This is a genomic window from Micromonospora chalcea (genome assembly GCF_028768405.1).
Classification (GTDB): domain Bacteria; phylum Actinomycetota; class Actinomycetes; order Mycobacteriales; family Micromonosporaceae; genus Micromonospora; species Micromonospora chalcea.
In genome coordinates, this window is the sequence record NZ_CP118233.1 from 5,657,807 (window position 1) to 5,679,555 (window position 21,749).

At 72.3% G+C, this 21,749-nt stretch carries 18 protein-coding genes; 9 read left to right on the forward strand and 9 right to left on the reverse strand.

Annotated elements, in window-relative coordinates; all coding sequences use genetic code 11:
- Positions 1 to 18 precede the first annotated feature (18 nt).
- Complete coding sequence (gene glpX / locus PVK74_RS25610) at positions 19 to 1,050, reverse strand: class II fructose-bisphosphatase (RefSeq protein WP_043326614.1); 1,032 nt, start codon at positions 1,048 to 1,050, stop codon at positions 19 to 21.
- Between the two features lie 147 nt (positions 1,051 to 1,197).
- Between glpX and PVK74_RS25615 the strand changes: the two genes are divergently transcribed.
- Together PVK74_RS25615 and PVK74_RS25620 are read left to right on the forward strand one after the other, a co-directional pair.
- The gene (locus PVK74_RS25615) at positions 1,198 to 1,887 is read left to right on the forward strand and encodes a DUF4245 domain-containing protein (RefSeq protein WP_043326612.1); all 690 of its coding nucleotides are present in this window, start codon (positions 1,198 to 1,200) and stop codon (positions 1,885 to 1,887) included.
- Between the two features lie 92 nt (positions 1,888 to 1,979).
- On the forward strand, positions 1,980 to 2,819 hold the full coding sequence (locus PVK74_RS25620) for a hypothetical protein (RefSeq protein ID WP_209960018.1): 840 nt from the start codon (positions 1,980 to 1,982) through the stop codon (positions 2,817 to 2,819).
- 40 nt (positions 2,820 to 2,859) lie between these two features.
- Here PVK74_RS25620 and PVK74_RS25625 read toward each other — a convergent pair whose 3' ends face one another.
- Together PVK74_RS25625 and xseA are read right to left on the reverse strand one after the other, a co-directional pair.
- Positions 2,860 to 3,069, reverse strand: a complete 210-nt coding sequence (locus PVK74_RS25625) for an exodeoxyribonuclease VII small subunit (RefSeq protein WP_064447665.1) — start codon at positions 3,067 to 3,069, stop codon at positions 2,860 to 2,862.
- A 13-nt stretch (positions 3,070 to 3,082) separates the two neighbouring features.
- Positions 3,083 to 4,339 (reverse strand): exodeoxyribonuclease VII large subunit, encoded by a 1,257-nt coding sequence (gene xseA, locus PVK74_RS25630; RefSeq protein ID WP_209960020.1) that lies wholly within the window; start codon positions 4,337 to 4,339, stop codon positions 3,083 to 3,085.
- Positions 4,340 to 4,426: 87 nt separating this feature from the next.
- Here xseA and PVK74_RS25635 point away from each other — a divergent pair, with 87 nt between their 5' ends.
- Positions 4,427 to 5,416, forward strand: a complete 990-nt coding sequence (locus tag PVK74_RS25635; RefSeq protein WP_064447666.1) for a 4-hydroxy-3-methylbut-2-enyl diphosphate reductase — start codon at positions 4,427 to 4,429, stop codon at positions 5,414 to 5,416.
- 37 nt (positions 5,417 to 5,453) lie between these two features.
- The gene (locus PVK74_RS25640; RefSeq protein WP_043326603.1) at positions 5,454 to 5,864 is read left to right on the forward strand and encodes a hypothetical protein; all 411 of its coding nucleotides are present in this window, start codon (positions 5,454 to 5,456) and stop codon (positions 5,862 to 5,864) included.
- A gap of 54 nt (positions 5,865 to 5,918) precedes the next feature.
- Here PVK74_RS25640 and PVK74_RS25645 read toward each other — a convergent pair whose 3' ends face one another.
- The 3 genes from PVK74_RS25645 to PVK74_RS25655 all read right to left on the reverse strand — a co-directional run bounded on the left by PVK74_RS25645 (position 5,919) and on the right by PVK74_RS25655 (position 8,889).
- Entirely contained in the window at positions 5,919 to 6,842 is a 924-nt protein-coding gene (locus PVK74_RS25645) for a hypothetical protein (protein WP_157539127.1), read from the reverse strand.
- Between the two features lie 153 nt (positions 6,843 to 6,995).
- Positions 6,996 to 7,529, reverse strand: coding sequence for a hypothetical protein (locus PVK74_RS25650; protein ID WP_064447668.1), 534 nt, complete (start codon positions 7,527 to 7,529; stop codon positions 6,996 to 6,998).
- A gap of 214 nt (positions 7,530 to 7,743) precedes the next feature.
- Positions 7,744 to 8,889 (reverse strand): DNA recombination protein RmuC, encoded by a 1,146-nt coding sequence (locus PVK74_RS25655; RefSeq protein ID WP_064447669.1) that lies wholly within the window; start codon positions 8,887 to 8,889, stop codon positions 7,744 to 7,746.
- A 54-nt stretch (positions 8,890 to 8,943) separates the two neighbouring features.
- Between PVK74_RS25655 and PVK74_RS25660 the strand changes: the two genes are divergently transcribed.
- Positions 8,944 to 9,744, forward strand: coding sequence for a hypothetical protein (locus PVK74_RS25660; RefSeq protein WP_274477410.1), 801 nt, complete (start codon positions 8,944 to 8,946; stop codon positions 9,742 to 9,744).
- Positions 9,745 to 9,870: 126 nt separating this feature from the next.
- Here the strand turns inward: PVK74_RS25660 and ppc are convergent, their stop codons facing one another.
- Both ppc and PVK74_RS25670 read right to left on the reverse strand, forming a co-directional pair.
- Entirely contained in the window at positions 9,871 to 12,657 is a 2,787-nt protein-coding gene (ppc, locus tag PVK74_RS25665; protein ID WP_064447670.1) for a phosphoenolpyruvate carboxylase, read from the reverse strand.
- Positions 12,658 to 12,780: 123 nt separating this feature from the next.
- Positions 12,781 to 13,809 carry an ABC-2 transporter permease gene (locus PVK74_RS25670; RefSeq protein WP_274477411.1) on the reverse strand — a complete coding sequence of 343 codons (1,029 nt, stop codon included), beginning with the start codon at positions 13,807 to 13,809 and terminating at the stop codon, positions 12,781 to 12,783.
- Between the two features lie 85 nt (positions 13,810 to 13,894).
- On the opposite strand from PVK74_RS25670, the gene PVK74_RS25675 reads away from it, so the two are divergent.
- Positions 13,895 to 14,935 carry a S66 family peptidase gene (locus PVK74_RS25675; protein ID WP_043326591.1) on the forward strand — a complete coding sequence of 347 codons (1,041 nt, stop codon included), beginning with the start codon at positions 13,895 to 13,897 and terminating at the stop codon, positions 14,933 to 14,935.
- Between the two features lie 188 nt (positions 14,936 to 15,123).
- On the opposite strand, the gene PVK74_RS25680 is transcribed toward PVK74_RS25675, so the two are convergent.
- The gene (locus tag PVK74_RS25680) at positions 15,124 to 16,032 is read right to left on the reverse strand and encodes a cyclase family protein (RefSeq protein WP_274477412.1); all 909 of its coding nucleotides are present in this window, start codon (positions 16,030 to 16,032) and stop codon (positions 15,124 to 15,126) included.
- Between the two features lie 155 nt (positions 16,033 to 16,187).
- Between PVK74_RS25680 and mfd the strand changes: the two genes are divergently transcribed.
- From mfd to PVK74_RS25695, 3 genes are read left to right on the forward strand one after another with little or no spacing between them, the layout of a single operon-like run.
- Positions 16,188 to 19,835: a transcription-repair coupling factor gene (gene mfd / locus PVK74_RS25685; protein WP_209960033.1), complete on the forward strand. Its 3,648-nt coding sequence runs from the start codon at positions 16,188 to 16,190 to the stop codon at positions 19,833 to 19,835.
- A 47-nt stretch (positions 19,836 to 19,882) separates the two neighbouring features.
- Complete coding sequence (locus PVK74_RS25690; RefSeq protein ID WP_166457228.1) at positions 19,883 to 20,653, forward strand: SurA N-terminal domain-containing protein; 771 nt, start codon at positions 19,883 to 19,885, stop codon at positions 20,651 to 20,653.
- Positions 20,650 to 21,624 carry a nucleoside triphosphate pyrophosphohydrolase gene (locus tag PVK74_RS25695; RefSeq protein ID WP_043326583.1) on the forward strand — a complete coding sequence of 325 codons (975 nt, stop codon included), beginning with the start codon at positions 20,650 to 20,652 and terminating at the stop codon, positions 21,622 to 21,624. Before PVK74_RS25690 ends, PVK74_RS25695 begins: the two co-directional genes overlap by 4 nt.
- Positions 21,625 to 21,749: the final 125 nt, after the last annotated feature.

Below are 21,749 nucleotides of genomic sequence, written 5' to 3' on the forward strand. Positions count from 1 at the left end.
GGCGGGACGCCGCCGGGCTCACTCCTGCTCGGCCAGCGGGCGGCCGTCGAAGTCGACGGCCGAGTAGAGGGCGAGCTTCTCCAGGCGGTGGTACGAGTCGATCACCCGGATCGTGCCGCTCTTGGAGCGCATCACGATCGACTGGGTGTACGCGCCACCGGAGCGGTAACGCACGCCGCGCAGCAGGTCGCCGGAGGTGACGCCGGTGGCCACGAAGAAGCAGTTGTCGCCGGTGACCAGGTCGTCGGTGAACAGCACCCGGTCCAGGTCGTGCCCGGCGTCCAGCGCCTTGCGGCGTTCCTCGGCGTCCTTCGGCCAGAGCTTGGCCTGCATCATGCCGCCCATGCACTTCAGCGCGCACGCGGCGGTGATGCCCTCCGGGGTGCCACCGATGCCCATCAGCACGTCCACGTCCGACTCGCCGCGGGCCGCCGCGATGGCCCCGGCGATGTCGCCGTCGGAGATGAACCGGATCCCGGCCCCGGTACGCCGGATCTGCTTGACCAGGTCGTCGTGGCGCGACCGGTCCAGCACGCACACGGTCACCTCGGCGGCGTCGGTGCCCTTGACCTTCGCGATCCGGTGGATGTTCTCGGCCACCCCGGCGTTGATGTCGACCACGTCGGCGTACATCGGGCCGACGGCGAGCTTCTCCATGTAGAAGACGGCGCTCGGGTCGAACATCGCGCCGCGCTCGGCCACCGCGAGCACGGCGAGCGCGTTCGGCATGCCCTTGCTCATCAGCGTGGTGCCGTCGATCGGGTCGACCGCCACGTCCACCTCGGGGCCGGTCCCGTCGCCGACCTCCTCGCCGTTGAACAGCATCGGCGCGTTGTCCTTCTCGCCCTCGCCGATCACCACGACGCCGCGCATCGGGATGGAGTTGATCAGCTTGCGCATGGCGTCGACCGCTGCGCCGTCGCCGCCCTCCTTGTCGCCCCGGCCGACCCAGCGGCCGGCGGCCATCGCCGCGGCCTCGGTCACCCGTACCAGATCGAGGGCGAGGTTGCGGTCGAGATCCTGGGGCGTCCGCGTCCTGGTGGTTGTCATGGCGGCCTCCTCGCGACGTTGCGGGGTGGGACCGGCGGTCGTCGCCGCCGGTTTTGTCGCTGATCCTCACACGATCTCAGGTTCGCGGTCCCGGCGGGGCGGAGGAGGCCAGGATCACGCCTCCCGGCGGGCTGCGACAATGGCCGGGTGGAAGCCGCACAGCCTGCCGACCGCGCACCGACCGACGCCACCCCGCCGGACGGCCAGCCACCGGTCCGACCGGGTGGCGGCCCGACCCCGCCCGAGGGCCAGCCCGCACTCGTCGCGGAGCAGGGCGAACCGGCCGCCGCGGGCGACACGCCCGCGCCGCCCGCCGGTAAGGAGAAGGCCCGCTCCGAGCGGTCGCCGAAGGACATGGCGCTGTCCCTGCTGATCCTGCTGGTCCCGATCGCGCTGCTGCTCGCCTTCTACCGCGGCTTCCTCGGCGGCGACTCGCCGGTCACCGTCGACCCGGCGCCCGCGCTGGAACAGGCCCGCTCCGCGAACGTCTTCCCGGTCAGCGCGCCGACCGGTCTGGGCGACGACTGGCGTACGGTGAACGCCCGCTTCCGGACCGAGGCCGACGGCTCGACGCTGCGGATCGGGTACGTGACCCCGGAGGGCCGCGGCGCGCAGCTCGTGGAGAGCAACGTCCCGGCGGAGAAGCTCCTCCCGGCCGAGCTGAGTGAGGGCCGGCCGCAGGGGGCGGCCGACCTGCCCGACGGGCTGAGCTGGCAGCGCTACACCGCCCGCGGCAACGAGCAGGCGCTCGTCCTGCTGGAGCCGAACCGCACCGTGATCGTGGTCGGCGACGCCGGGGAGACGGAGCTGCGCAGGCTCGCCACGTCACTGCGCTGACGTCCTCCCTCCGGGTGAGGCGGGATTGCGGATCCCCGCTTCCGGGAACAGAAGGGACATCGAGCCCGGACGACCCACCTGGAGAGGTTGACGTGAAGATACGACGCTTCAGCGCCACCGCGTTCGCCGCGGCGCTGCTCATTCCCGGCCTGGCGGCCTGCAACGGCGACGCGACGACCTCCGGCGCCTCCTCGACCCCGAGCGCCTCCGGCAGCGTCGCACCGAGCGCCACGGCGTCCAGCAGCGCGGCCAAGCAGGCCCTGCTCGACTCCACGAACGCGATCCGTGAAGGGAACTTCAAGTTCACCATGACCGGCGCGGGCTCCACCGCCGAAGGGCAGGTGCACGAGCCGAGCCAGAGCGCCGACATGCGGATGACCATCGGCGACCCGTCGTCAGACCTGATGATGAAGCTGGACCTGATCCACGCCAAGCCGGACAGCTGGGTGAAGCTGGAGCTGGGCGGCACGGCGGCGACCCAGATCCCCGGCGTGAAGAACCTCAACACCGGCAAGTACCACCACCTCGACCAGAACCGGATCAAGGGCAACCGGGCGCTGGGCTTCGACTTCGAGAAGCTCGACCCGGCCGGCAGCGCCGTGCTCACCCAGGGCATCACCGAGGTACGGCAGACCGGCGAGGGCACGTACGAGGGCACCGTCGACGTGTCCAAGGCCGCCGAGGCGGGCTCGCTCGACCCGGCCGTGATCACCGCGCTCGGCGCGCAGGCCCAGTCCGTGCCGTTCACCGCCAAGGTCGACACGCAGGGCCGGCTCAGCGAGATGGTGCTCAAGATCCCGGCGGCCGGGCAGAACGCCGCGCAGGACCTGAAGATCACCTACACCGACTACGGCAACGCGTCGGCGGCCCAGAAGCCCCCGGCCGACCAGGTCGTCGAGGCGCCCGCCGAGCTGTACAACCTGTTCAACTGACCTCCGCGGTGGGGTTCGGCGATCACGCCGGACCCCACCGTCAGTCCTCGGCGCGCTGCCGCGCGGCGTCGATACGGGCGCGCGCGCCGTCCAGCCAGCGCTGGCACACCCCGGCGAGTTGCTCGCCGCGCTCCCAGAGGGCCAGCGACTCCTCCAGCGAGGTACCACCGGCCTCCAGCTTCTCCACCACCGAGGCCAGCTCGGCGCGGGCCTGCTCGTAGCTGAGCTGCTCGTCCTTCGTCCCGGTCATCGTCTCTCTTTCCTCAGCCGTCGACGGTGGCGGTCAGCTCGCCCTCGGCGAGGCGTACCCGCAGTGGATCGCCCTTGGCGACCTCGGAGGCCGCGCGGACGACGTGGCCGTCGGCGCGCTGCACGATCGCGTAGCCGCGCTCCAGCGTCGCGGCCGGGGACAGCGCGCGCAGCCGGGCCAGCGTGTGCCGCAGGTCGTCGGTGGCCCCCCGCAGCCGGTGCTCCAGGGACCGGCCGGCGCGGTCACGCAGCGCCGACACGTCCACCGCCCGCTGCTCGACCATCACCTGCGGCCGGGCCAGCACCGGGCGGGAGCGCAGCAGGTCGATCCGGTGCTGCTCCCGGTCGACCAGGTGGCGAACGGCCCGTTCCAGCCGGGACCGGGCCTGGCCGATCAACCGGACCTCCTCGGTCAGGTCCGGCACGATGCGCTTGGCCGCGTCGGTCGGGGTGGAGGCGCGCACGTCGGCCACGTAGTCCAGCAGCGGCGCGTCGGTCTCGTGGCCGATCGCGCTGACCACCGGCGTGCGGCAGGCGAAGACCGCCCGGCACAGCGTCTCGTCGGAGAAGGGCAGCAGATCCTCGATGCCGCCACCGCCCCGGGCGATGACGATCACGTCGACCGCCGGATCGGCGTCGAGCACCTTCAGTGCGCCGACGATGTCCGGCACCGCGCTCGGCCCCTGCACCGCCACGTTGATCGTGCGGAAGTCGACGGCGGGCCAGCGGCGGCGGGCGTTCGTCAGCACGTCCCGCTCGGCCGCCGAGGCGCGGCCGGTGATCAGGCCGACCCGGCCCGGCAGGAACGGCAGCCGCCGCTTGCGGGACCGGTCGAACAGGCCCTCGGCGGCGAGCAGCTTCTTGAGCTTTTCCAGCCGGGCCAGCAGCTCACCGAGGCCGACCTGGCGGATCTCGTCGGCGCGCAGGCTGAGCGTGCCCCGCGCGGCGTAGAACTCGGGCTTGGCGTGCAGCACCACCCGGGCGCCCTCGCGCAGCTCCGGCGCGCCGGCGTCCAGCACGTCGCGGTTCGTGGTGACGGTGAGGCTCAGATCGGCCGACGGGTCGCGCAGCGTGAGGAAGACGGTGCTCGCGCCGGGACGGCGGCTGATCTGCGCCACCTGGCCGTCGACCCACACCCAGCCGAGGCGGGCGATCCAGGCGCCGACCTTCTGGCTGACCACCCGGACCGGCCACGGCTCCTCGGCCGTGCTCCGCCCGTCCGGCTTGCTCTGCCCGTCCGGCTTGCTCTGCCCGTCCTCTCCCGCGCTCACCAGCCCACCCTACGGCCCGGGACCGACAGCGCCCGCGCGCGCCTCGCGGCCGCTGCCGCACGGGAGAGCGCCACGTACGATGGGCGGGTGACTGACGCTGAGACGACTCCCCGGACCGGCAAGCGCGTGCTCCTGGCCAACCCCCGCGGCTACTGCGCGGGCGTGGACCGGGCGGTGCAGACCGTCGAGGAGGCGCTGAAGCTCTACGGCGCGCCGATCTACGTGCGTAAGCAGATCGTGCACAACAAGCACGTGGTGCGCACGCTGGAGGCCCAGGGCGCGATCTTCGTGGAGGAGAACGAGGAGGTGCCGGAGGGCGCCACCGTCATCTTCTCCGCCCACGGCGTCGCCCCCGAGGTGTACGAGCAGGCCAAGGAGCGCTCGCTGCGGGCGATCGACGCCACCTGCCCGCTGGTCACGAAGGTGCACCACGAGGCCCGGCGGTTCGCCGCGCAGGACTACGACATCCTGCTCATCGGGCACGAGGGGCACGAGGAGGTCATCGGCACCGCCGGTGAGGCGCCCGCCCACATCCAGCTCGTCGACGGCCCCGACGGCGTCGACAAGGTCACCGTGCGCGACCCGGAGAAGGTGGTCTGGCTGTCCCAGACCACGCTGTCGGTGGACGAGACGCTGGAGACCGTGGCCCGGCTCAAGAAGCGCCTGCCGTTGCTCCAGTCGCCGCCCAGCGACGACATCTGCTACGCCACCTCCAACCGCCAGCACGTGGTCAAGGAGATCGCCCCCGAGTGCGACGTGGTGATCGTGGTCGGCTCGCGCAACTCCTCGAACTCGGTCCGGCTGGTCGAGGTGGCGCTGGACGCCGGCGCCCGCGCCGGGCACCTGGTCGACTTCGCGCACGAGATCGACGACGCCTGGCTGGCCGGGGCGAGCACTGTGGGTGTGACCTCCGGCGCGAGCGTCCCGGACGAGCTGGTCCAGCAGGTGCTCGCGCACCTGGCCGAGCGCGGCTTCGGCGACGTCGAGGAGATCACCACCGCCGACGAGCGGCTGACGTTCTCGCTGCCGCAGGAACTCAAGCGCGACATGAAGGCCGCCGCCGCGGCGCGCGGCTGACGGGAACGCAACGGCCGTCCGCCGCGTCCAACCGACCATGAAGACTCCTCGTACGGTGCTCGTCGCACTGCTCGCCGGCCTCGCGCTGACCGCCTGCGCCGCACCCGGCGACGGGTCCGCCGATCCCAGCCCCAGCCCGAGTACGACGGGAGCCGCCCCGGTGACCAGCCAGCCCGATCCCGGCACCGGCCCGAGCCGGCCGGACCCCTCCTGGAAGGGCGGCCCGTCGACGCCGCCGGGCGTCGGCGGCACCGTCATCACCGGCACCGTGCAGGCCGGGGTCGAGCCGAACTGCCTGCTGCTCGACGGCCACCTGCTCGTCGGCGGCCCCCGCGACGTGCTCAAGGCCGGCGCCCGGGTCGAGGTCACCGGCCGTCCCGAACCGGGCATGATGACCACCTGCCAGCAGGGCACCCCGTTCGTGGTCGAGTCCGCCCGCCCCGCCTGACCTGGCTACTGAAGTCCCGGCCGGCAGGCCGACGAAGCGTCGAACCATCTGTTGTCAGACTGGGCGGCTCTGCGTCACCTGCCGGGCGTCGTCCAGCCCTGGACGTCTCCACAACGTCAGAACGGCAATCGTGAGAAGCGCAGCGCCGATCCATGCACCGAGCCGCAGAAAGACGAATCCAAATCCAAGCCAGACCGGGATCGGCTCCGCCGGCGCGCTGAGGGCCTGGCCAAGGGCCAGTGCGCTCACTGCCGCGGCCGGTAGCAACGCGACGCTGCCGGTGATGAAGAGCACCACGACCGGCTGGCTTTCAGCGGCCGGCCGACGCCGTATGTGATGTGCGATGCCGGCGATCATCCACCAGCCCGCAATCGCCCCCAACGCCGCACCGGCCAGGGCCGCGGGCGACGCCAGCGCGGGGGCGGTGCGAGTTACCGAGGCTTGAACGCCCACGCGATCAGCGTCGACGACGCCCTGTGAGCCCACCTCGATCCGCCAACCATCGCGATACGCCACGAAGGTCGGGCAGCATGTCTCGTCCAGGACGGGCCCGACGTCCCATCCCGCCCGCCGCAGCGGATCGCGGGCGTTGTTGACGGCAGAGACTGCGGCGGACCGGTCCGGCCAGGTGCTCAACCAGCTCACCGAGCCGGTACGGTAGCCGTCGGTCCCGAGTAGTAGATCTTTCCAACCTCGCTCGGCGTCCGCAGCGAAGACCGCCTCGAGCCGATGAGGCCCCTCGGAGTTTGCCGGCAGAGCCGGTTCGATCATCCTTTGCGCTTCCCCGTCGGTCGGCAGCGCAGGCGCAGTCTGCCAGGTCAAGAAAGACAGGAAGGAAGCCGCGGCGACGGCGCAGAGCAAGGCCGCCACGAATGCCGCCGAAAGCTCCCACCTTCCCCGAACAGCCAGCTTCTCACGGGCCGTGCCGATGAACGCCGCGACCACCCGTCGTGGCCGAGCTGATGGCGGTCGGGTCATGATTTCCCCTTAAGCGGTGGCGCTGACGCGGTCAGGGCGCTGCTCACCTTAACACCCTGAGCCCATTGGAATGCGGTTGAGAATTAATGGATATGAAATGAATTGGTGTGGGCGCCAAGCGCCCGCACCAATTCATTTCACGCTTTGGTTCGCTTAGTAGATCCAGACGCCGTTGTAGATGCGGATCCAGCTTCCCTTACCGTAGAACCATCCACGGTAGAAGATGCGATGGGTGGTCGACCTGAAGCAGTCGGTGTCGCGCCAGCCGAAGTAGGAATTCGAGCTCTTTCCGCTGGGAAGGTTGCCGTACGGCCCGGTCACCGAGCATGAGGTGTGGCTCGACGAATCGCGGCTCAGGTTGAGTGTCTTTCCGCTCCGGTTGTGCACAACCCCACAGAACACGTTGCACGAAGTGCCGTTGGTGCAGTCCGGCGGCGGTGCGAGAGTCCTGAACGCGCCACCGCCCTCCTCGCAGGCCAGCGACGGGATGGCCAGCTTCGCCTCGGCCACGTCGAGGTCGAGCCCTGCGGCGTCGATCTCTTCCTGAGTCGTGCCGAGCTCGACGATGATGATGGTTTCTTCTGGTTCGTCAGCCCATGCTGCGCCGCTGTTCGGAAGAGTCAGGCCGCCAATTGAAATGGCCAGCGCGCCCAATGTCGCCAACAATGCGCGACGGATTCCCCGCATGTGCACCTCGTTCTCTGGAAGGGGTGTTGCGGACACCGTACATAGACATCGAAGTATCGGCAAGCGGCTAAGAGTGGCCGGGCTTAATTGCCTTAATGTCCGTTATGCCAAAGGGGGCATCGTGCAATGCGGCAGTCTGGCAGAATGCGATTCTGTCTCGACTTGGGCGGGCAGGCGCAGCTGCCGCATGCGCTTCGGCGAGCCGCGCTGTGGCTCAGAATTCGTGGTGGCGAAGCTCGGGCGCCTGCGGCTGCCTCGGCGCCAGCTCGACCTGCGCCGGGGCGGCCAGCTCGTCGTCGGAGACGCCCAGCTCGGCCAGCTTCCGCGCGCTCACCAGCACCCGGGCCTCCAGCGAACCCACCGCCCGGTTGTACGCCGTCACCGCCCCGCCCAGCGAACTACCCAGCTTGCCGACGTGGTCGCCCAGCGTGGACAGCCGCCCGTACAGCTCGCGGGCCAGCGAGTGGACGGTCGCCGCGTTGCGCGCCAGCGCCTCCTGCCGCCACGAGTAGGCCACCGTGCGCAGCAGCGCCACCAGCGTCGCCGGGGTGGCCAGCACCACGTTGCGGGCGAACGCATGCTCCAGCAGGGACGGGTCGCGTTGCAGGGCCACATCGAGGAACGGGTCGGCCGGCACGAACAGCACCACGAACTCCGGAGTCTGGTCGAACGCCGACCAGTAGGACTTGGCGGCCAGGCCGTCCACGTGCGCGCGCAGGTGCCGGGCGTGCGCGTCCAGGTGGGTGTCACGCCCCCGCTCGTCGCGTGCCTCCATCGCGGTCAGGTACGCGTCGAACGGCGCCTTCGCGTCCACCACCACCGTCCGGCCGCCGTGCAGCCGGACCACCAGGTCGGGGCGTACCCCCTGGTGGTCGGTCGCGGCGGTGACCTGCTCGCTGAAGTCGCAGTGCTCCAGCATGCCGGCGGCCTCGACGATCCGGCGGAGCTGGTGCTCGCCCCAGCGGCCCCGCACCTGCGGCGCGCGCAGCGCGGCCACCAGCTGCTTGGTCTCGGTGCGCAGCTCGCCGGAGACCGCGCTCATGGACCGCACCTGCTCGCGCAGCTCGGCGTACGCGTCGACCCGGTCCCGCTCCAGCTCGGCCACCCGCTGCTCGTAGCGGCGCAGCGTGTCGTGCAGCGGCGCGACCGCGCGGGCCACCGCCTCCTGCGACTGCGCCGTGGCCTCGTAGCTCAGCGCCCGCATGGACTGCTCCAGCCGGCCCTCGCCCGCCTTGGTCGCGGCGAGAGTCGCCTCCAGGCGGGCGATGTCGGCCGCCGCGCGCGCCCGCGCGGCCAGCCAGCCCACCGCGCCGCCCGCGGCGAGGCAGAGCACCACCACGGCCAGCGTCGCAAAGCTCATGGCCAAGAGCTTGCCAAACGGGTACGACGTGCGCCCGGTGGGTACGTTCGAGTCATGGAGTTCGCGTTGTGGCTGTTCCTGATCCTGCTGCTCGGAGGTGCGTTCATGTTCTGGCGGAGGGGGAGCAGATCGCGTCGCTCGAACGAACTGGCCGACGCCCGCGCCGAGGCGCAGCGGTGGTACGAGCGGCTCGGCGGCCAGCTGATGAACCTGCACGGCGACGCCCCGGCGGTCCGCCAGGCGCTCGCCGACGCGGGTGAGCGCTACAACGCGGCCGGTTCGCAGCTGGAGCAGGCGAGCACGCCGCGCCAGTTCGGGCTGGCCCGGGAGACCGCGCTGGAAGGGCTGGCGTACATCCGGGCGGCGCGTACCGCGATGGGCATCGACCCGGGCCCGGAGCTGCCGCCGCTCGCCGCCGCCCAGGGCGCGGGCGCGCTCACCAAGGAGCGTCAGGTCGACGTGCAGGGGCAGACGTTCCGGGCCGGACCGCAGCCGGGCAACGCGACGCCCTACTACTACCCGGGTGGCCGGTTCCAGGGGCGGCCGGTGCCGGCCGGCTGGTACTCCACGCCGTGGTGGAAGACCGCGCTCGGCGCCGGCGTCGGTGTGGTCGGCGGTCTGCTGATCGCCGACGCGCTGTTCTCGCCCGCGTTCGCCGACCCCGGGTACGGCTACGACGCCGGCTACCAGGAGGGCTTCGGCGACGGCCAGGACTTCGGCGACCAGGGCGGAGACATGGGCGGCGGTGGTGACTACGCCGGTGGCGACTTCGGCGGCGGTGACTACGCCGGTGGCGACTTCGGTGGCTTCGGCGGCGGAGATTTCGGCGGTGACTTCGGCGGCGGCGACTTCTAGCCGGCACCGCCGCGCCGGGCGCGGCGGTGCCGCGCGTCGGGCGCTGCTCGCGACGCGCCGCGCGCAGGCGTTAAGAAGGGCCCCCTCTTATGCACGAGGCGTTAAGAGGGGGCCCTTCCTTACACCTCAGCCGGTGTTGCGCATGCCGGCGGCGATGCCGTTGACGGTGGTCAGCAGCGCCCGCTCCAGCGCCGTACCGTCGTTCGGGGCACGCCGCCCACCCGGCGCGGTCGCCACCGCCCGCCCGGCCGCACCTGATTCGCGGTACTGCCGCAGCAACGCCACCTGGAGGTGGTGCAGCGGCTCCAGGTAGGTGTCCCGCACGGCGAGCGTGCGCTGCAGCACGGGGGAGTTCTCCAGCAGCGCCGGTGAGCCGGTGACGGCCAGCACCTCCTGCTTGGTCAGCTCGTACTCCTGCTCGATCTTGTCGAAGATCGGGTGCAGCTTCTTCGGCACCAGCGTCTCCACGTACCGCCGGGCGATGGTCAGGTCGGTCTTGGTCAGCATCATCTCGACGTTCGACAGGAACGTGCGGAAGAAGTGCCAGTTCCGGTTCATCTCGGCGAGCACGTCGGCCAGCCCGGCCGCCCGCGCGGCGGCCAGCCCGGAGCCCACGCCGAACCAGCCCGGCACGATCTGCCGGGTCTGCGTCCAGCCGAACACCCACGGGATGGCCCGCAGGCCGGACAGGCCGGCGCCGGTGTTCGGGCGCTTCGCCGGCCGGGAGCCGATGTTCAGCGCGCCGAGCAGCTCGGTCGGCGTGGAGGCCCAGAAGTACGCGGGCAGGTCCGGGTCCTCGACCAGCGACCGGTACGACCGGAACGCCGACTCGGACACCACGTCCATGGCCGCGTCCCAGCGCTCCAGCATCTCGGCCGGCTGCCGGGGCGCGGTGTGCAGCAGCGTCGCCTGAAGCACCGCCGCGACAGTCAGCTCCAGGTTCTCCCGGGCCAGCGCCGGCAGCGTGTACTTGTCGGAGATGACCTCGCCCTGCTCGGTCACCTTGATCGCGCCGTCCAGCGTGCCGTACGGCTGGGCCAGGATCGCGTCGTGCGTGGGACCGCCGCCACGGCCGACGGTGCCGCCCCGGCCGTGGAACAACCGCAGGTGTACGCCGTGCCGCGCGGCCACGTCCCGCAGCGCGCGCTGCGCCCGGTGGATGGACCACTGGCTGGTGGTGATGCCCGCCTCCTTGTTGGAGTCCGAGTAGCCGAGCATCACCTCCTGCACGTCGCCCCGCGCCGCCACCAGCGCCCGGTACGCGGGCAGCGACAGCAGCTCGTCCAGCAGCTCGCCGCCGGCGTTCAGCTCGGCCGGGGTCTCCAGCAGCGGCACGATGCCGATGCGGGCCCGCCCGGAGTGCACGTCCACCAGGCCGGCCTCGCGGGCCAGCACCACGGCGGCGAGCACGTCGTCCACGCCGAGCGTCATCGAGATGATGTACGACTCGATCACCTCGGGGCCGAACCGGTCCTGCGCCTCGCGGATGGCCGCGAACACGTCGAACGTCTTGCGGGCCGACTCGGTGAGCGGGCTGTCCTGGGTGGAGAGCGGCCGGCGGCCGGTCAGCTCGTCGGCGAGCAGCTTGGTGCGCTCCAGCCGGGTCAGCGCCGGGTAGTCGGACACCTCGCCGACGGCCTCGTAGAGCTGGGCCAGCACCTCGTGGTGCTTCTCCGCGTGCTCCCGGATGTCCATGGTGGCCAGGTGCAGCCCGAACGCGGACACCGTACGGATGGTCGAGGCGAGCCGCCCGACGGCGGTGAGCTGGCCGGAGTTGCGGGCCAGCGACGCGCGCAGCAGCTCCAGGTCGGCGATCAGCTCGGCCGAGCCCCGGTAGTCGCGCCCCGGCACGTGCGGGGTGTCGGCGCGCAGCCGCTCCCGGGTGTTGGCGAGCTTCGCCTTCACGCACCGCGCCTTGAGCCGGTACGGCTCCTCCGCGTTGACCCGGCGGAACCGGGGCGCCACCTCGGGTAGCGCGTCCAGGTCCTTGGCCAGGCTGGCGGACAGGTCGAGCGACACCGCGCGCAGCCGCCGGGACACGCTGACCTCGGTGATCAGCTCGTCCATCGCCTTCTCGGTGGCGGCGATGCCGTGCTCGTGCTGGATGCGCAGCACCTCGCGGGTGACCACCGGCGTGACGAACGGGTTGCCGTCGCGGTCGCCGCCGATCCAGGTGCCGAAGCTCAGCGGGCGGGACGTCGGTGACGTCTCCACGCCGAGCGTGCGCAGCGTGTCGGCGAGGTCGTCGAGGACCTGCGGCGCGGCCTCGGCGTACAGGTCGCGCAGGTAGTAGATCGCGTTGCGCGCCTCGTCGGTCGGGTCCGGCCGGTCCAGCCGCAGCTCGTCGGTCTGCCACATCAGGTCGAGCAGTTCGGCCAGGCGGCGGTTCGCCGGGCCCTCGTCGCTGGCGCCGTACAGGATCGCGTTCGCGGTCTCGGTGTCCAGCTCGTCGGCGACCGCGCGCAGCTTGGACAGGATGGACCGGCGGGCCGCCTCGGTCGGGTGCGCGGTGAAGACCGGGCGTACGGCCAGCCGGCGGGCCGCGGCGGCGATCTCCTCGGCCGGTACGCCCCGCTCGGCGATCATCTTGGCGGCCTGGTCCAGCCAGCCTCCGTCGGTGGCGCGGCGGCGGCGCAGGTCCCGGGCGCGGTGCACCTGCTCGGTGATGTTCGCCAGGTGGAAGTAGGTGGAGAAGGCACGGGCGAGCTTCGTGCCGGTGGTGACGTCGAGCCCGGCGAGGCGCTGGGCGGCGGCCGGCGCGTCGGAGCGGACCTGGGCGCGGATCTCCTCGACCAGGTCGAGCAGCGGGCGGCCCTCCTGCCGGGCGAGGGTCTGCCCGAGCAGCGTGCCGAGGCGGCGGATGTCGGCCCGGAGAGCGGCGTCGGGGCCGTCGTGGTCGTGCTGGTCGGTCACGGTTGCGCTCCTTACGCGAGGACGAAGGACAGCGCTGTCCGACTCCCCTGGATCGTATCCGCGTACCCCCGGGGGACAGGAGGGGGACCGCGTGATGATCTGCACTCTGGGACGGCCCGCCGGTCAGCCCCGGTCGACGGCGTGCCGGCCCGGCGCCGGGCGCTGTCGGGCGCGGAACATGGTCGCGGTGAGCAGCCCGGCCAGGCCGGCGACGACCCAGATCAGCAGGCCGGTCAGCGCCCAGCCGCCGCCGCGCCAGCCGAAGTAGATGGCCGATTTGAACAGGTCGGTGGCGAGGCCTGGAACGTTCCAGCGGTGCATGCCGCGCAGGAGCGGCGGCAGGAACTCGGGCGCGTAGATGCCGCCGGACCCGGGGTTGCCGAGCACCACGAGCAGCAGGATCACGATGCCGGTGCCGAGCAGTCCGAGCCAGCCCTGGACGGCGGCGGCGACCATCCCGGCCGCGAAAGCGGCGAGCGCGCCGACCACCGCCACCGCCGCCACGTGACCGGCGAACACGCCGAGCACCGGTCCGACCAGGATCGCCCCGATGACGCCGAGCAGGATCGCGTGCACCGCGAGCGTGGCGATCCGCAGCCCGGCCCGGCGCAGGTCGCGGGGGCTGGTGCCGAGTGAGATGCCGAGCGCCGTGGACGCCAGGTAGCCGCCGAGCACCACGCCGACGGCCAGGTAGAACGGGACCAGGCCGCGCGGGTCGTCGGCGGAGACCGGCACGTCGTCGGTGACCTGAAGCGGCACCCCGGCCTGCCGGGCCGCCTCGGTGAACACGTCGGTGACGAGTTCGGTGGCGGCGGGCGCTCCGGCGCTGGCGGTGGCGAGCGTCAGGCCGCCGTCCGGGGCGGAGCTGAGCACCGCGTACACCGATCTGTCGGTGAGGCCGTCCTGGGCGGCGCCGCGGCTGTCGTACCCGACGGGTTTGATCGTGTCGGTGCGGGCGCGGACGGCGGACATCACGGCCTGGGCCTGCTGGTCGCTGGTGACGACGGCGACCGGGATGTCGCGCGGGTCGGGCTTGTGCAGCGCGCCGACGTAGGCGGCGATGAACGCGCTGGCCAGCGCCAGGGTGCCGAGGATCAGCGCCGCCGTGCGCGGCAGCCAGTCCCGGGTACGCAGTTCCGGCGCGTCGTCCACGCGCTCAGCCTATTGGCGGCATTTGCCTGGCTGAGGCGGTTTCGTCAGGGCGAAAACCGCTGGTCCGGGCCGATAGCGTCGGGCCATGCAGGCACCCGTCTATCCCCCCAAACCGAAGCCGGGCGACCGCGTCGCGGTCGTCTCACCCTCCGCCGGCCTGCCGGGTCTCTTCCCCCACGTGTACGAGCTGGGGCTGCGCCGGCTCCGCGACGAGCTGGGGCTGGAACCGGTGGAGTACCCGACCACCCGCGTCATGGGCGCCGACCCGCGCGACCGGGCACGTGACCTGATGGCCGCGTTCACCGACCCGACGATCACCGCCGTGCTGGCCACCGTCGGCGGGGACGACCTGATCACTGTCACCCCGTACCTGAACGACGAGGAGCTGTGGGCCAACCCGAAGCCGTACTTCGGCTACTCGGACAACACCAACGTGCTCAACCACCTCTACCGGCTGGATCTCGTCGGCTACCACGGCGGGTCCGTGCTGGTGCACCTCGGGCGCTCCGGCAAGCCGCACCCGCTGACGTTCGACTCGCTGCGCGCCGCGCTGTTCACCTCCGGCTGGTACGAGCTGACCGCCGCCCCCGAGTGGGGCGACGAGCCGTGCGACTGGCGCGACCCGGCCACGCTGGCCGAGGAGCCGCCGATGTACCCGTCCGAGGGCTGGCGCTGGCACGGCCCGGCCGAGGTGGTGCAGGGCCGCACGTGGGGCGGCAATCTGGAGATCCTGCACTGGCTGATGGCGACCGACCGCGTTCCGCGCGCGGCCGACCTGGCCGGCTCGGTGCTGGTGCTGGAGACCTCGGAGGAGATGCCGTCCGCGCAGGAGGTCTTCCGGATCGTGCGGAACCTGGGCGAGCGCGGGTTGCTCGCCGGCTTCCCGGCGATTGTGGTGGGCCGGCCCAAGGCGTGGGACTTCGACCGGCCCCACACGGTCGCGGAGCGGCTGGCCTGGGCCGCCGACCAGCGGGCGGCGATCCTGTCGGCTCTTGCCCCCTACGCGGGCGACCCGGTGGTGGTCTTCGACGTCGACCTGGGCCACACCGACCCGCAGCTGATCATCCCGTACGGCGGCGAGATCCGCGTGGACGCGGTGGAGCGCCGCATCGCGGTCCGCTACTGACCTCGCCGCCCGCCTGCTCGGTGGAACGGCATGGGTGTCTACGTCGCCGTTTGACACCCACGCCGTTCCACTCACGCCTCGAAGTGGCGGTCAGTGGAACGTTATGGGTGTCTCAGCGCCCTTTTGACACCCATGGCGTTCCACCCGGCGCTTGGCGGGCGGCGGTTGGCGGCGGGCGGCGGCGTGGGTCAGGCGTTGACGACGGCGAAGGCCCGCACCGGGAACGTGCCCATGCCGGCGACCCGTGGCGGGGCGGCGGTGAACCGGAAGCCGGTCGGCGGCAGCGCGTCCAGGCCGGTCAGGTGCTCCACGATCGGCACCCCGGCGGCCAGCAGACCGGTGTGCGCCGGGCGCCGGCCCTCCGCCGCCGGAGTCATGTCGTCGATGTTGATCGAGTCGATGCCGACCAGCGCCGCGCCCGCCTCGGCCAGCCACTGCGCGCCGTCACCGGTCAGGAAGGGCGCCTCCGGCGCGGCGTACCTGTCGGTGCCGAAGTGCGCGTCCCAGCCGGTGTGCAGCAGCACCGCGCACCCGGCCACGTCGTACGGGGCGAGCATCAGCCGGTCCACCGCCCGGGTACCGGCGGGCACCCGCACCACCAGGCCGGGCAGGTCGGCGAGGCGGTCCAGCGGCACCCCGGTCAGGTCCGGGCCGTCGGCGAAGCGGTGCGACGGCGTGTCCACGTACGTGCCGGTGTTGGCGATCATGTCGATCCGGGCGACGTGGAACTCGACGCCCGGCGCGTACCGATTCCGGGACTCCTCCCGGGTCAGCCAGTCGCTGATCGCCGGGCCGGGCCAGCCGGGCAGCGTGACCAGCCCTTCGGCGATCACGTGACTCAGTTCGACGAGCTTCCGCCCACCCGAGGCCGGCACATCGAGGCCCCGTCCGCCCTTGTGCGGCTCCTCGACCACGGTCCGGTTGGTGATCCGCACCTCGCCGACCATGAGCAGCCCGAGGTGCCGGACCAGAAGCGCGGCCACCTCGTCGTCGGTGACGTCCGGGTGCGGCACGTCCAACCGGAACCCGTCCGTGCGCAGGCCACCACCGTTTGCGAAATCCACCTGGGCGTCGAAGACCGCCCGATACTCGACCATCCGCCCACCGCACCACGCCCGGTCACGGCCGGTCAAGATCGAAGATCGGGCGGGCCCGGATCGTCGGTGGAGGGGGATAGGCTCGAACGGTGCACCCCCCGTCCGGCTGGACGCGGGGTCGTCGTCGTGTGTCGATCCGCTGGAAGTGATCACTGATGCTCACCGGACTCTTCTCCGCCGCCCTGGCCGACCCGGGGCTGGCCCGGGCGCGTGACCTGGCGCGCTCCGGTGCCGCGCAGGTCGACGGGCTCGACCTCACCGCCCCCGCCGCGCTGCGCCCGTTCGCGGTGGCAGCGGTCGCCTCCGACGAGCCGGCCGGCGGCGCGGGCCGTCCCGTGCTCGCCGTCACCGCCACCACCCGGGAGGCCGACGACCTGGCCTCCGCGCTGGGCAGCCTGCTGCCGCCGGAGCAGGTGGCGGTCTTCCCGTCCTGGGAGACGCTGCCGCACGAGCGCCTGTCGCCCCGCTCCGACACGGTCGGGCGGCGCCTCGCCGTGCTGCGCCGCCTCGCCCACCCGGAGGCCGCCGACGCGCACGGCCGCACCGGGCCGCTGCGGGTCGTCGTCGCGCCGGTCCGGTCATTGCTCCAGCCGCAGCTCAAGGGCCTCGGCGACCTGGAACCCGTCCAGCTCGCCGCCGGTGACGAGGCCGACCTGGAAGAGGTCGCCCGCCGGCTCACCGACATGGCGTACGCCCGGGTCGACCTGGTCACCAAGCGCGGCGAGTTCGCGGTACGCGGCGGCATCCTGGACGTCTTCCCGCCCACCGACGAGCACCCGTCCCGGGTCGAGTTCTGGGGCGACGAGGTGGAGGAGATCCGCACGTTCGCGGTCGCCGACCAGCGCACCATCGAGGGCGTCGCGCAGATGTGGGCGCCGCCGTGCCGCGAGCTGCTGCTCACCCCGGACGTGCGGGAGCGGGCCGCCGCGCTCGCCGCCGAGCACCCCGAGCTGGCCGAGATCCTGGACAAGCTCGCCGAGGGCATCCCGGTGGAGGGCATGGAGTCCCTCGCGCCGGTGCTGATCGGCGCCGACGCGCTGGAACTGCTCGTCGACTGCATGCCGGCCGGCACCCACGTACTCCTCTGCGACCCCGAGCGCATCCGCACCCGCGCGCACGACCTGGTGCGTACCTCGGAGGAGTTCCTCCAGGCCAGCTGGGCCGCAGCCGCCGTCGGCGGCCAGGCCCCGGTCGACCTCGGCGCCGCCGCCTTCAAGACCCTGGCCGAGGTACGCACGGCAGCCCGCGCCCTGCGCCAGCCCTGGTGGACGCTCGCGCCGTTCGGCCTGGTGGAGGCGGACGCGGCACCGGCCCGGCAGCCCTGGGAGGACGCGCCGGCCGAGGTCGACGTCACCCCCGACGACGCCATCGCGGTGAGCCTGGCCGCCCAGCCGGCCCCGCTCTACCACGGCGAGACGGCCCGGGTGGTCGAGGACCTGAAGCGCTGGGCCGGCGAGGGCTGGTCGATCGCGCTGGTCTTCGAGGGGCACGGCCCCGCCCAGCGGGCCGTCGAGGTGCTCCGTGACGCCGGTCTCGGCGCCCGGCTCACCGAGGAGGTGCCCACCGCGCCCGCACCGGGCGAGCTGCTCGTGTCGTGCGGCTGCCTGACCGCCGGCTTCGTCGACGAGGCGTCGAAGTTCGTGCTGCTCACCGGCAACGACGTCACCGGCGGCCGGGGCACCTCCACCCGCGACATGCGCAAGATGCCCAGCCGGCGGCGCAACACCATCGACCCGCTGGAGCTGAAGGCCGGCGACTTCGTGGTGCACGAGCAGCACGGCATCGGCCGGTACGTCGAGCTGGTGCAGCGCACGGTCAACGGCGCCAGCCGCGAATACCTGGTCATCGAGTACGCGCCGAGCAAGCGCGGCCAGCCCGGCGACCGCCTCTTCGTCCCGACCGACCAGCTCGATCAGCTCTCCCGCTACGTCGGCGGCGAGCAGCCCACGCTGCACAAGATGGGCGGCTCGGACTGGCAGAAGTCCAAGGCGCGGGCGCGCAAGGCGGTCCGCGAGATCGCCGCGCAGCTCATCCAGCTCTACGCCGCGCGCAAGGCGTCCAAGGGGCACAACTTCGCCCCCGACACCCCGTGGCAGCGGGAGCTGGAGGACGCCTTCCCCTGGCAGGAGACGCCGGACCAGCTGGCCGCCATCGAGGAGGTCAAGCGGGACATGGAACAAACCGTCCCGATGGACCGGCTGATCTGCGGCGACGTCGGCTACGGCAAGACCGAGATCGCGGTACGGGCGGCGTTCAAGGCGGTGCAGGACGGCAAGCAGGTGGCGGTGCTGGTGCCGACCACGCTGCTGGTGCAGCAGCACTACAATACGTTCGCCGAGCGGATGAGCCAGTTCCCCGTCTCGATCCGGCAGCTGTCCCGGTTCCAGACGCCGAAGGAGACCGAGCAGACGCTGGAGATGGTCGCCGCCGGCACCGTCGACATCGTCATCGGCACCCACCGGCTGCTCCAGGCGTCCACCCGGTTCAAGCAGTTGGGCCTTGTGATCATCGACGAGGAGCAGCGGTTCGGCGTCGAGCACAAGGAGCACCTGAAGACGCTGCGCGCCTCGGTCGACGTGCTCGCCATGTCGGCCACCCCGATCCCGCGCACGCTGGAGATGGCGATCACCGGCATCCGGGAGATGTCCACCATCGCCACCCCGCCGGAGGAGCGGCACCCGGTGCTCACGTTCGTCGGCGCGTACGACGACCGGCAGGTGGCCGCCTCCATCCACCGCGAGCTGCTCCGCGACGGTCAGGTCTTCTACCTGCACAACCGGGTCGAGTCGATCGAGAAGACGGCCCGCAAGTTGCGGGAGCTGGTGCCGGAGGCCCGGGTCGCGGTGGCGCACGGCCAGATGGGCGAGGAGGCGCTGGAGAAGGTGATGGTCGGCTTCTGGGAGAAGGAGTTCGACGTCCTGGTCTGCACCACCATCGTCGAGTCCGGCATCGACATCCCGAACGCCAACACGCTCATCGTGGAGCGGGCCGACCTGCTCGGCCTGGCCCAGCTGCACCAGATCCGCGGCCGGGTCGGCCGGGGCCGCGAGCGGGCGTACGCGTACTTCCTCTACCCGCCGGAGAAGCCGCTCACCGAGAACGCGCACGAGCGGCTGGCCACCATCGCCCAGCACACCGAACTCGGCGCGGGCATGTACGTGGCGATGAAGGACCTGGAGATCCGCGGCGCCGGCAATTTGCTCGGCGGCGAGCAGTCCGGCCACATCGAGGGCGTCGGCTTCGACCTGTACGTCCGGATGGTCGGCGAGGCGGTGTCCGCGTTCAAGGGCGAGAGCACCGAGGAGGAGACGGAGGTCAAGGTCGACCTGCCGATCGACGCGCACCTGCCGCACGACTACGTCGGAGTGGAGCGGCTGCGCCTGGAGATGTACCGCAAGCTCGCCGAGGCCCGCGACGCCGAGCGGCTGCGCGAGGTGGTCGCCGAGATGACCGACAGGTACGGCGAGCCGCCCGCGCCGGTGCAGAACCTGGTCGCGGTGGCACGGTTCCGGCTGCTGGCCCGCCGCTACGGGCTCACCGACGTGTCGATGCAGGGCAAGCACATCCGGTTCGGCCCGCTGCCGCTGCCCGACTCGAAGCAGATGCGGCTCAAGCGCTACCACCCGGACTCGGTCTACAAGCAGGCGCTCGACCAGGTCAGCGTGCCCCGGCCCAGCACCCGGCGGATCGGCGGCGAGCCGCTGCGCGACCAGGCGTTGCTGGAGTGGTGCGAGCAGCTCCTGGCGGATGTCCTGGGCAAGCCCGAGGAGCTGGCTCGTGCGGTCCCGGCGGGTGCGCGATGAGGTGGGTGGAGTCACAGGCCGGTACGGGGCGTGAGAGAGTGAGCCACATGCGTGCACGTCGTTCCCTCGTCGCCGTCAGCGTCGCGGCCCTTGCCGCGCTCTCTCTCGCCGCCTGTGGCCGGTCCGCCCCGGACGTCGCCGCCTACGTCGGAGACACCCGTTACTCCGTCGAGCGGGTCGATGCGATCTACGACGACGCGCAGCGGCAGTACGCGGACGCCGTCCGGAACCAGGCGCCGCAGACGCCCTCGCCGGAGGAGCTGCGGTCCCCGGTGACCCGGCAGGACGTGCTGAACCTGCTCGTCGCGCTCGACCTCGGCAAGCGCGTCGCGGCCGAGAAGGGCCTCCAGGTCACCGACGAGGTGTCCCCGGAGCAGCTTCAGCAGCCGCTGCGGATGCCGGCGACCACCGAGTACACGAAGCTGTGGGGCGAGTGGGTGGACCTCTCCGCCACCCTCCAGCAGAGCCTGCCCCCGGCCGACCTCAGCGACGAGTCCCTGATGGCCGTCTACCGCGCCATCGAGAAGACCGGGGCGATCCAGCCGGGCCTGACCGTCGACCAGGTCCGGCAGGCGTTCGGCGAGGCCGGGTTCGTGCGCAGCGCCACCGCGCTCAGCAACGCGCTGCAGCAGCAGGCCGAGAAGGTGGACGTCAGCGTCAACCCCCGGTTCGGCGTGAGCGCCGTGCCGTCGCTCGTCAACACCGGCCAGTCGCTCGTCTTCTACTCGCTGCCCTACGTCAGCCAGGACGGCCCGGTCACCGACATCTCGACGCCGGAGGCACCGGCCGGTGGTTCGCCGGCTCCCGGAACCGCATGACCGCCCGCATCGTCCTGCTCGTCACCTCACCCCGGCTGCCCGCCGGCCTGCTGACCTCGGCCGCCTGGGACGCCGTACGCTCCGCGCCGGTCCTCGCCGGTGCGGAGAGCGAGCTGACCCGGGCGGTCCGGACGGCCGGCGCCGAGGTGAGCGTGGTGACCGAGGGCGCGACCCAGGCGCTGCTCGACGCCGCCGCCACGCACGGCGGGGCGGTGTGGCTGGCCGGCCCGGCCGGCGACGAGACGCTGGCCCGTGAGCTGGGGCTGCGGCTGGCCCGCGAGCCCGGGCTGGCCGAGCTGGAACTGATGTACGGCTCGTGGGACCCACCCGGCGCCCGGCTGCTCGACGCGGTCGAGGTGATGGACCGGCTGGCCTCCCCGGGCGGAGACCCGTGGAAGCGGGCGCAGACCCACCGCAGCCTGGCCGGGTTCCTGCTGGAGGAGTGCTACGAGGCGTACGACGCGATCAGCGCCGACGACACCGACGCGCTCCGCGAGGAACTGGGCGACGTGTTGCTCCAGGTGCTGCTGCACGCCCGGCTGGCCGAGGACCTACCGGACGGCAAGAGCTGGACCGTCGACGACGTGGCCGGAACGCTCGTCGACAAGATGGTGCGGCGCAACCCGCACGTGTTCTCCGGCGAGCCGGCCGGCTCGATCGAGGAGATCGAGGCGAACTGGGAACGGATCAAGCGGGCCGAGAAGACCCGCGAATCGGTGCTGGACGGCATCGCGCTGAGCCAGCCCGCGCTCGCGCTGGCCGCGAAGATCCTGGACCGCGCCGGCCGGGTCGGCCTGGCCGTACCGCCCCCGCTGGCCGAGTCGCAGGTGGACCCGGAAGCGCGGCTGGGGGCGAGCCTGCTGGCAACTGTCGCCGCCGCCCGGCAGGCCGGCATCGACCCGGAGGCCGCCCTGCGTCGTGCCACCTTGGCGTACGCCGAGGCGGTCCGAGCCGCCGAACGCCCCACCTGACCCCGCGCACCCCTCCCGCCCTCCAGCCCCCGCGATCTTGCACTTGCGGCCCCCTGGGCATCGCAAATGTCCCTTCCGTCCGGGCAGGAAGTGCAAGATCGCGGAGGGCCCTTGTCCGCCCGGTC

What these genes read in the sequence shown, in the direction of transcription:
- PVK74_RS25650 (WP_064447668.1), bottom strand. Translation starts at nt 7,529, where the DNA reads ATGCGGGGAATCCGTCGCGCATTGTTGGCGACATTGGGCGCGCTGGCC.
- PVK74_RS25625 (WP_064447665.1), bottom strand. Translation starts at nt 3,069, where the DNA reads ATGACCGGGACGAAGGACGAGCAGCTCAGCTACGAGCAGGCCCGCGCC.
- PVK74_RS25680 (WP_274477412.1), bottom strand. Translation starts at nt 16,032, where the DNA reads ATGGTCGAGTATCGGGCGGTCTTCGACGCCCAGGTGGATTTCGCAAAC.
- glpX (WP_043326614.1), bottom strand. Translation starts at nt 1,050, where the DNA reads ATGACAACCACCAGGACGCGGACGCCCCAGGATCTCGACCGCAACCTC.
- PVK74_RS25645 (WP_157539127.1), bottom strand. Translation starts at nt 6,842, where the DNA reads ATGACCCGACCGCCATCAGCTCGGCCACGACGGGTGGTCGCGGCGTTC.
- mfd (WP_209960033.1), top strand. Translation starts at nt 16,188, where the DNA reads ATGCTCACCGGACTCTTCTCCGCCGCCCTGGCCGACCCGGGGCTGGCC.
- PVK74_RS25675 (WP_043326591.1), top strand. Translation starts at nt 13,895, where the DNA reads ATGCAGGCACCCGTCTATCCCCCCAAACCGAAGCCGGGCGACCGCGTC.
- PVK74_RS25695 (WP_043326583.1), top strand. Translation starts at nt 20,650, where the DNA reads ATGACCGCCCGCATCGTCCTGCTCGTCACCTCACCCCGGCTGCCCGCC.
- PVK74_RS25690 (WP_166457228.1), top strand. Translation starts at nt 19,883, where the DNA reads ATGCGTGCACGTCGTTCCCTCGTCGCCGTCAGCGTCGCGGCCCTTGCC.
- PVK74_RS25655 (WP_064447669.1), bottom strand. Translation starts at nt 8,889, where the DNA reads ATGAGCTTTGCGACGCTGGCCGTGGTGGTGCTCTGCCTCGCCGCGGGC.
- PVK74_RS25640 (WP_043326603.1), top strand. Translation starts at nt 5,454, where the DNA reads ATGAAGACTCCTCGTACGGTGCTCGTCGCACTGCTCGCCGGCCTCGCG.
- PVK74_RS25660 (WP_274477410.1), top strand. Translation starts at nt 8,944, where the DNA reads ATGGAGTTCGCGTTGTGGCTGTTCCTGATCCTGCTGCTCGGAGGTGCG.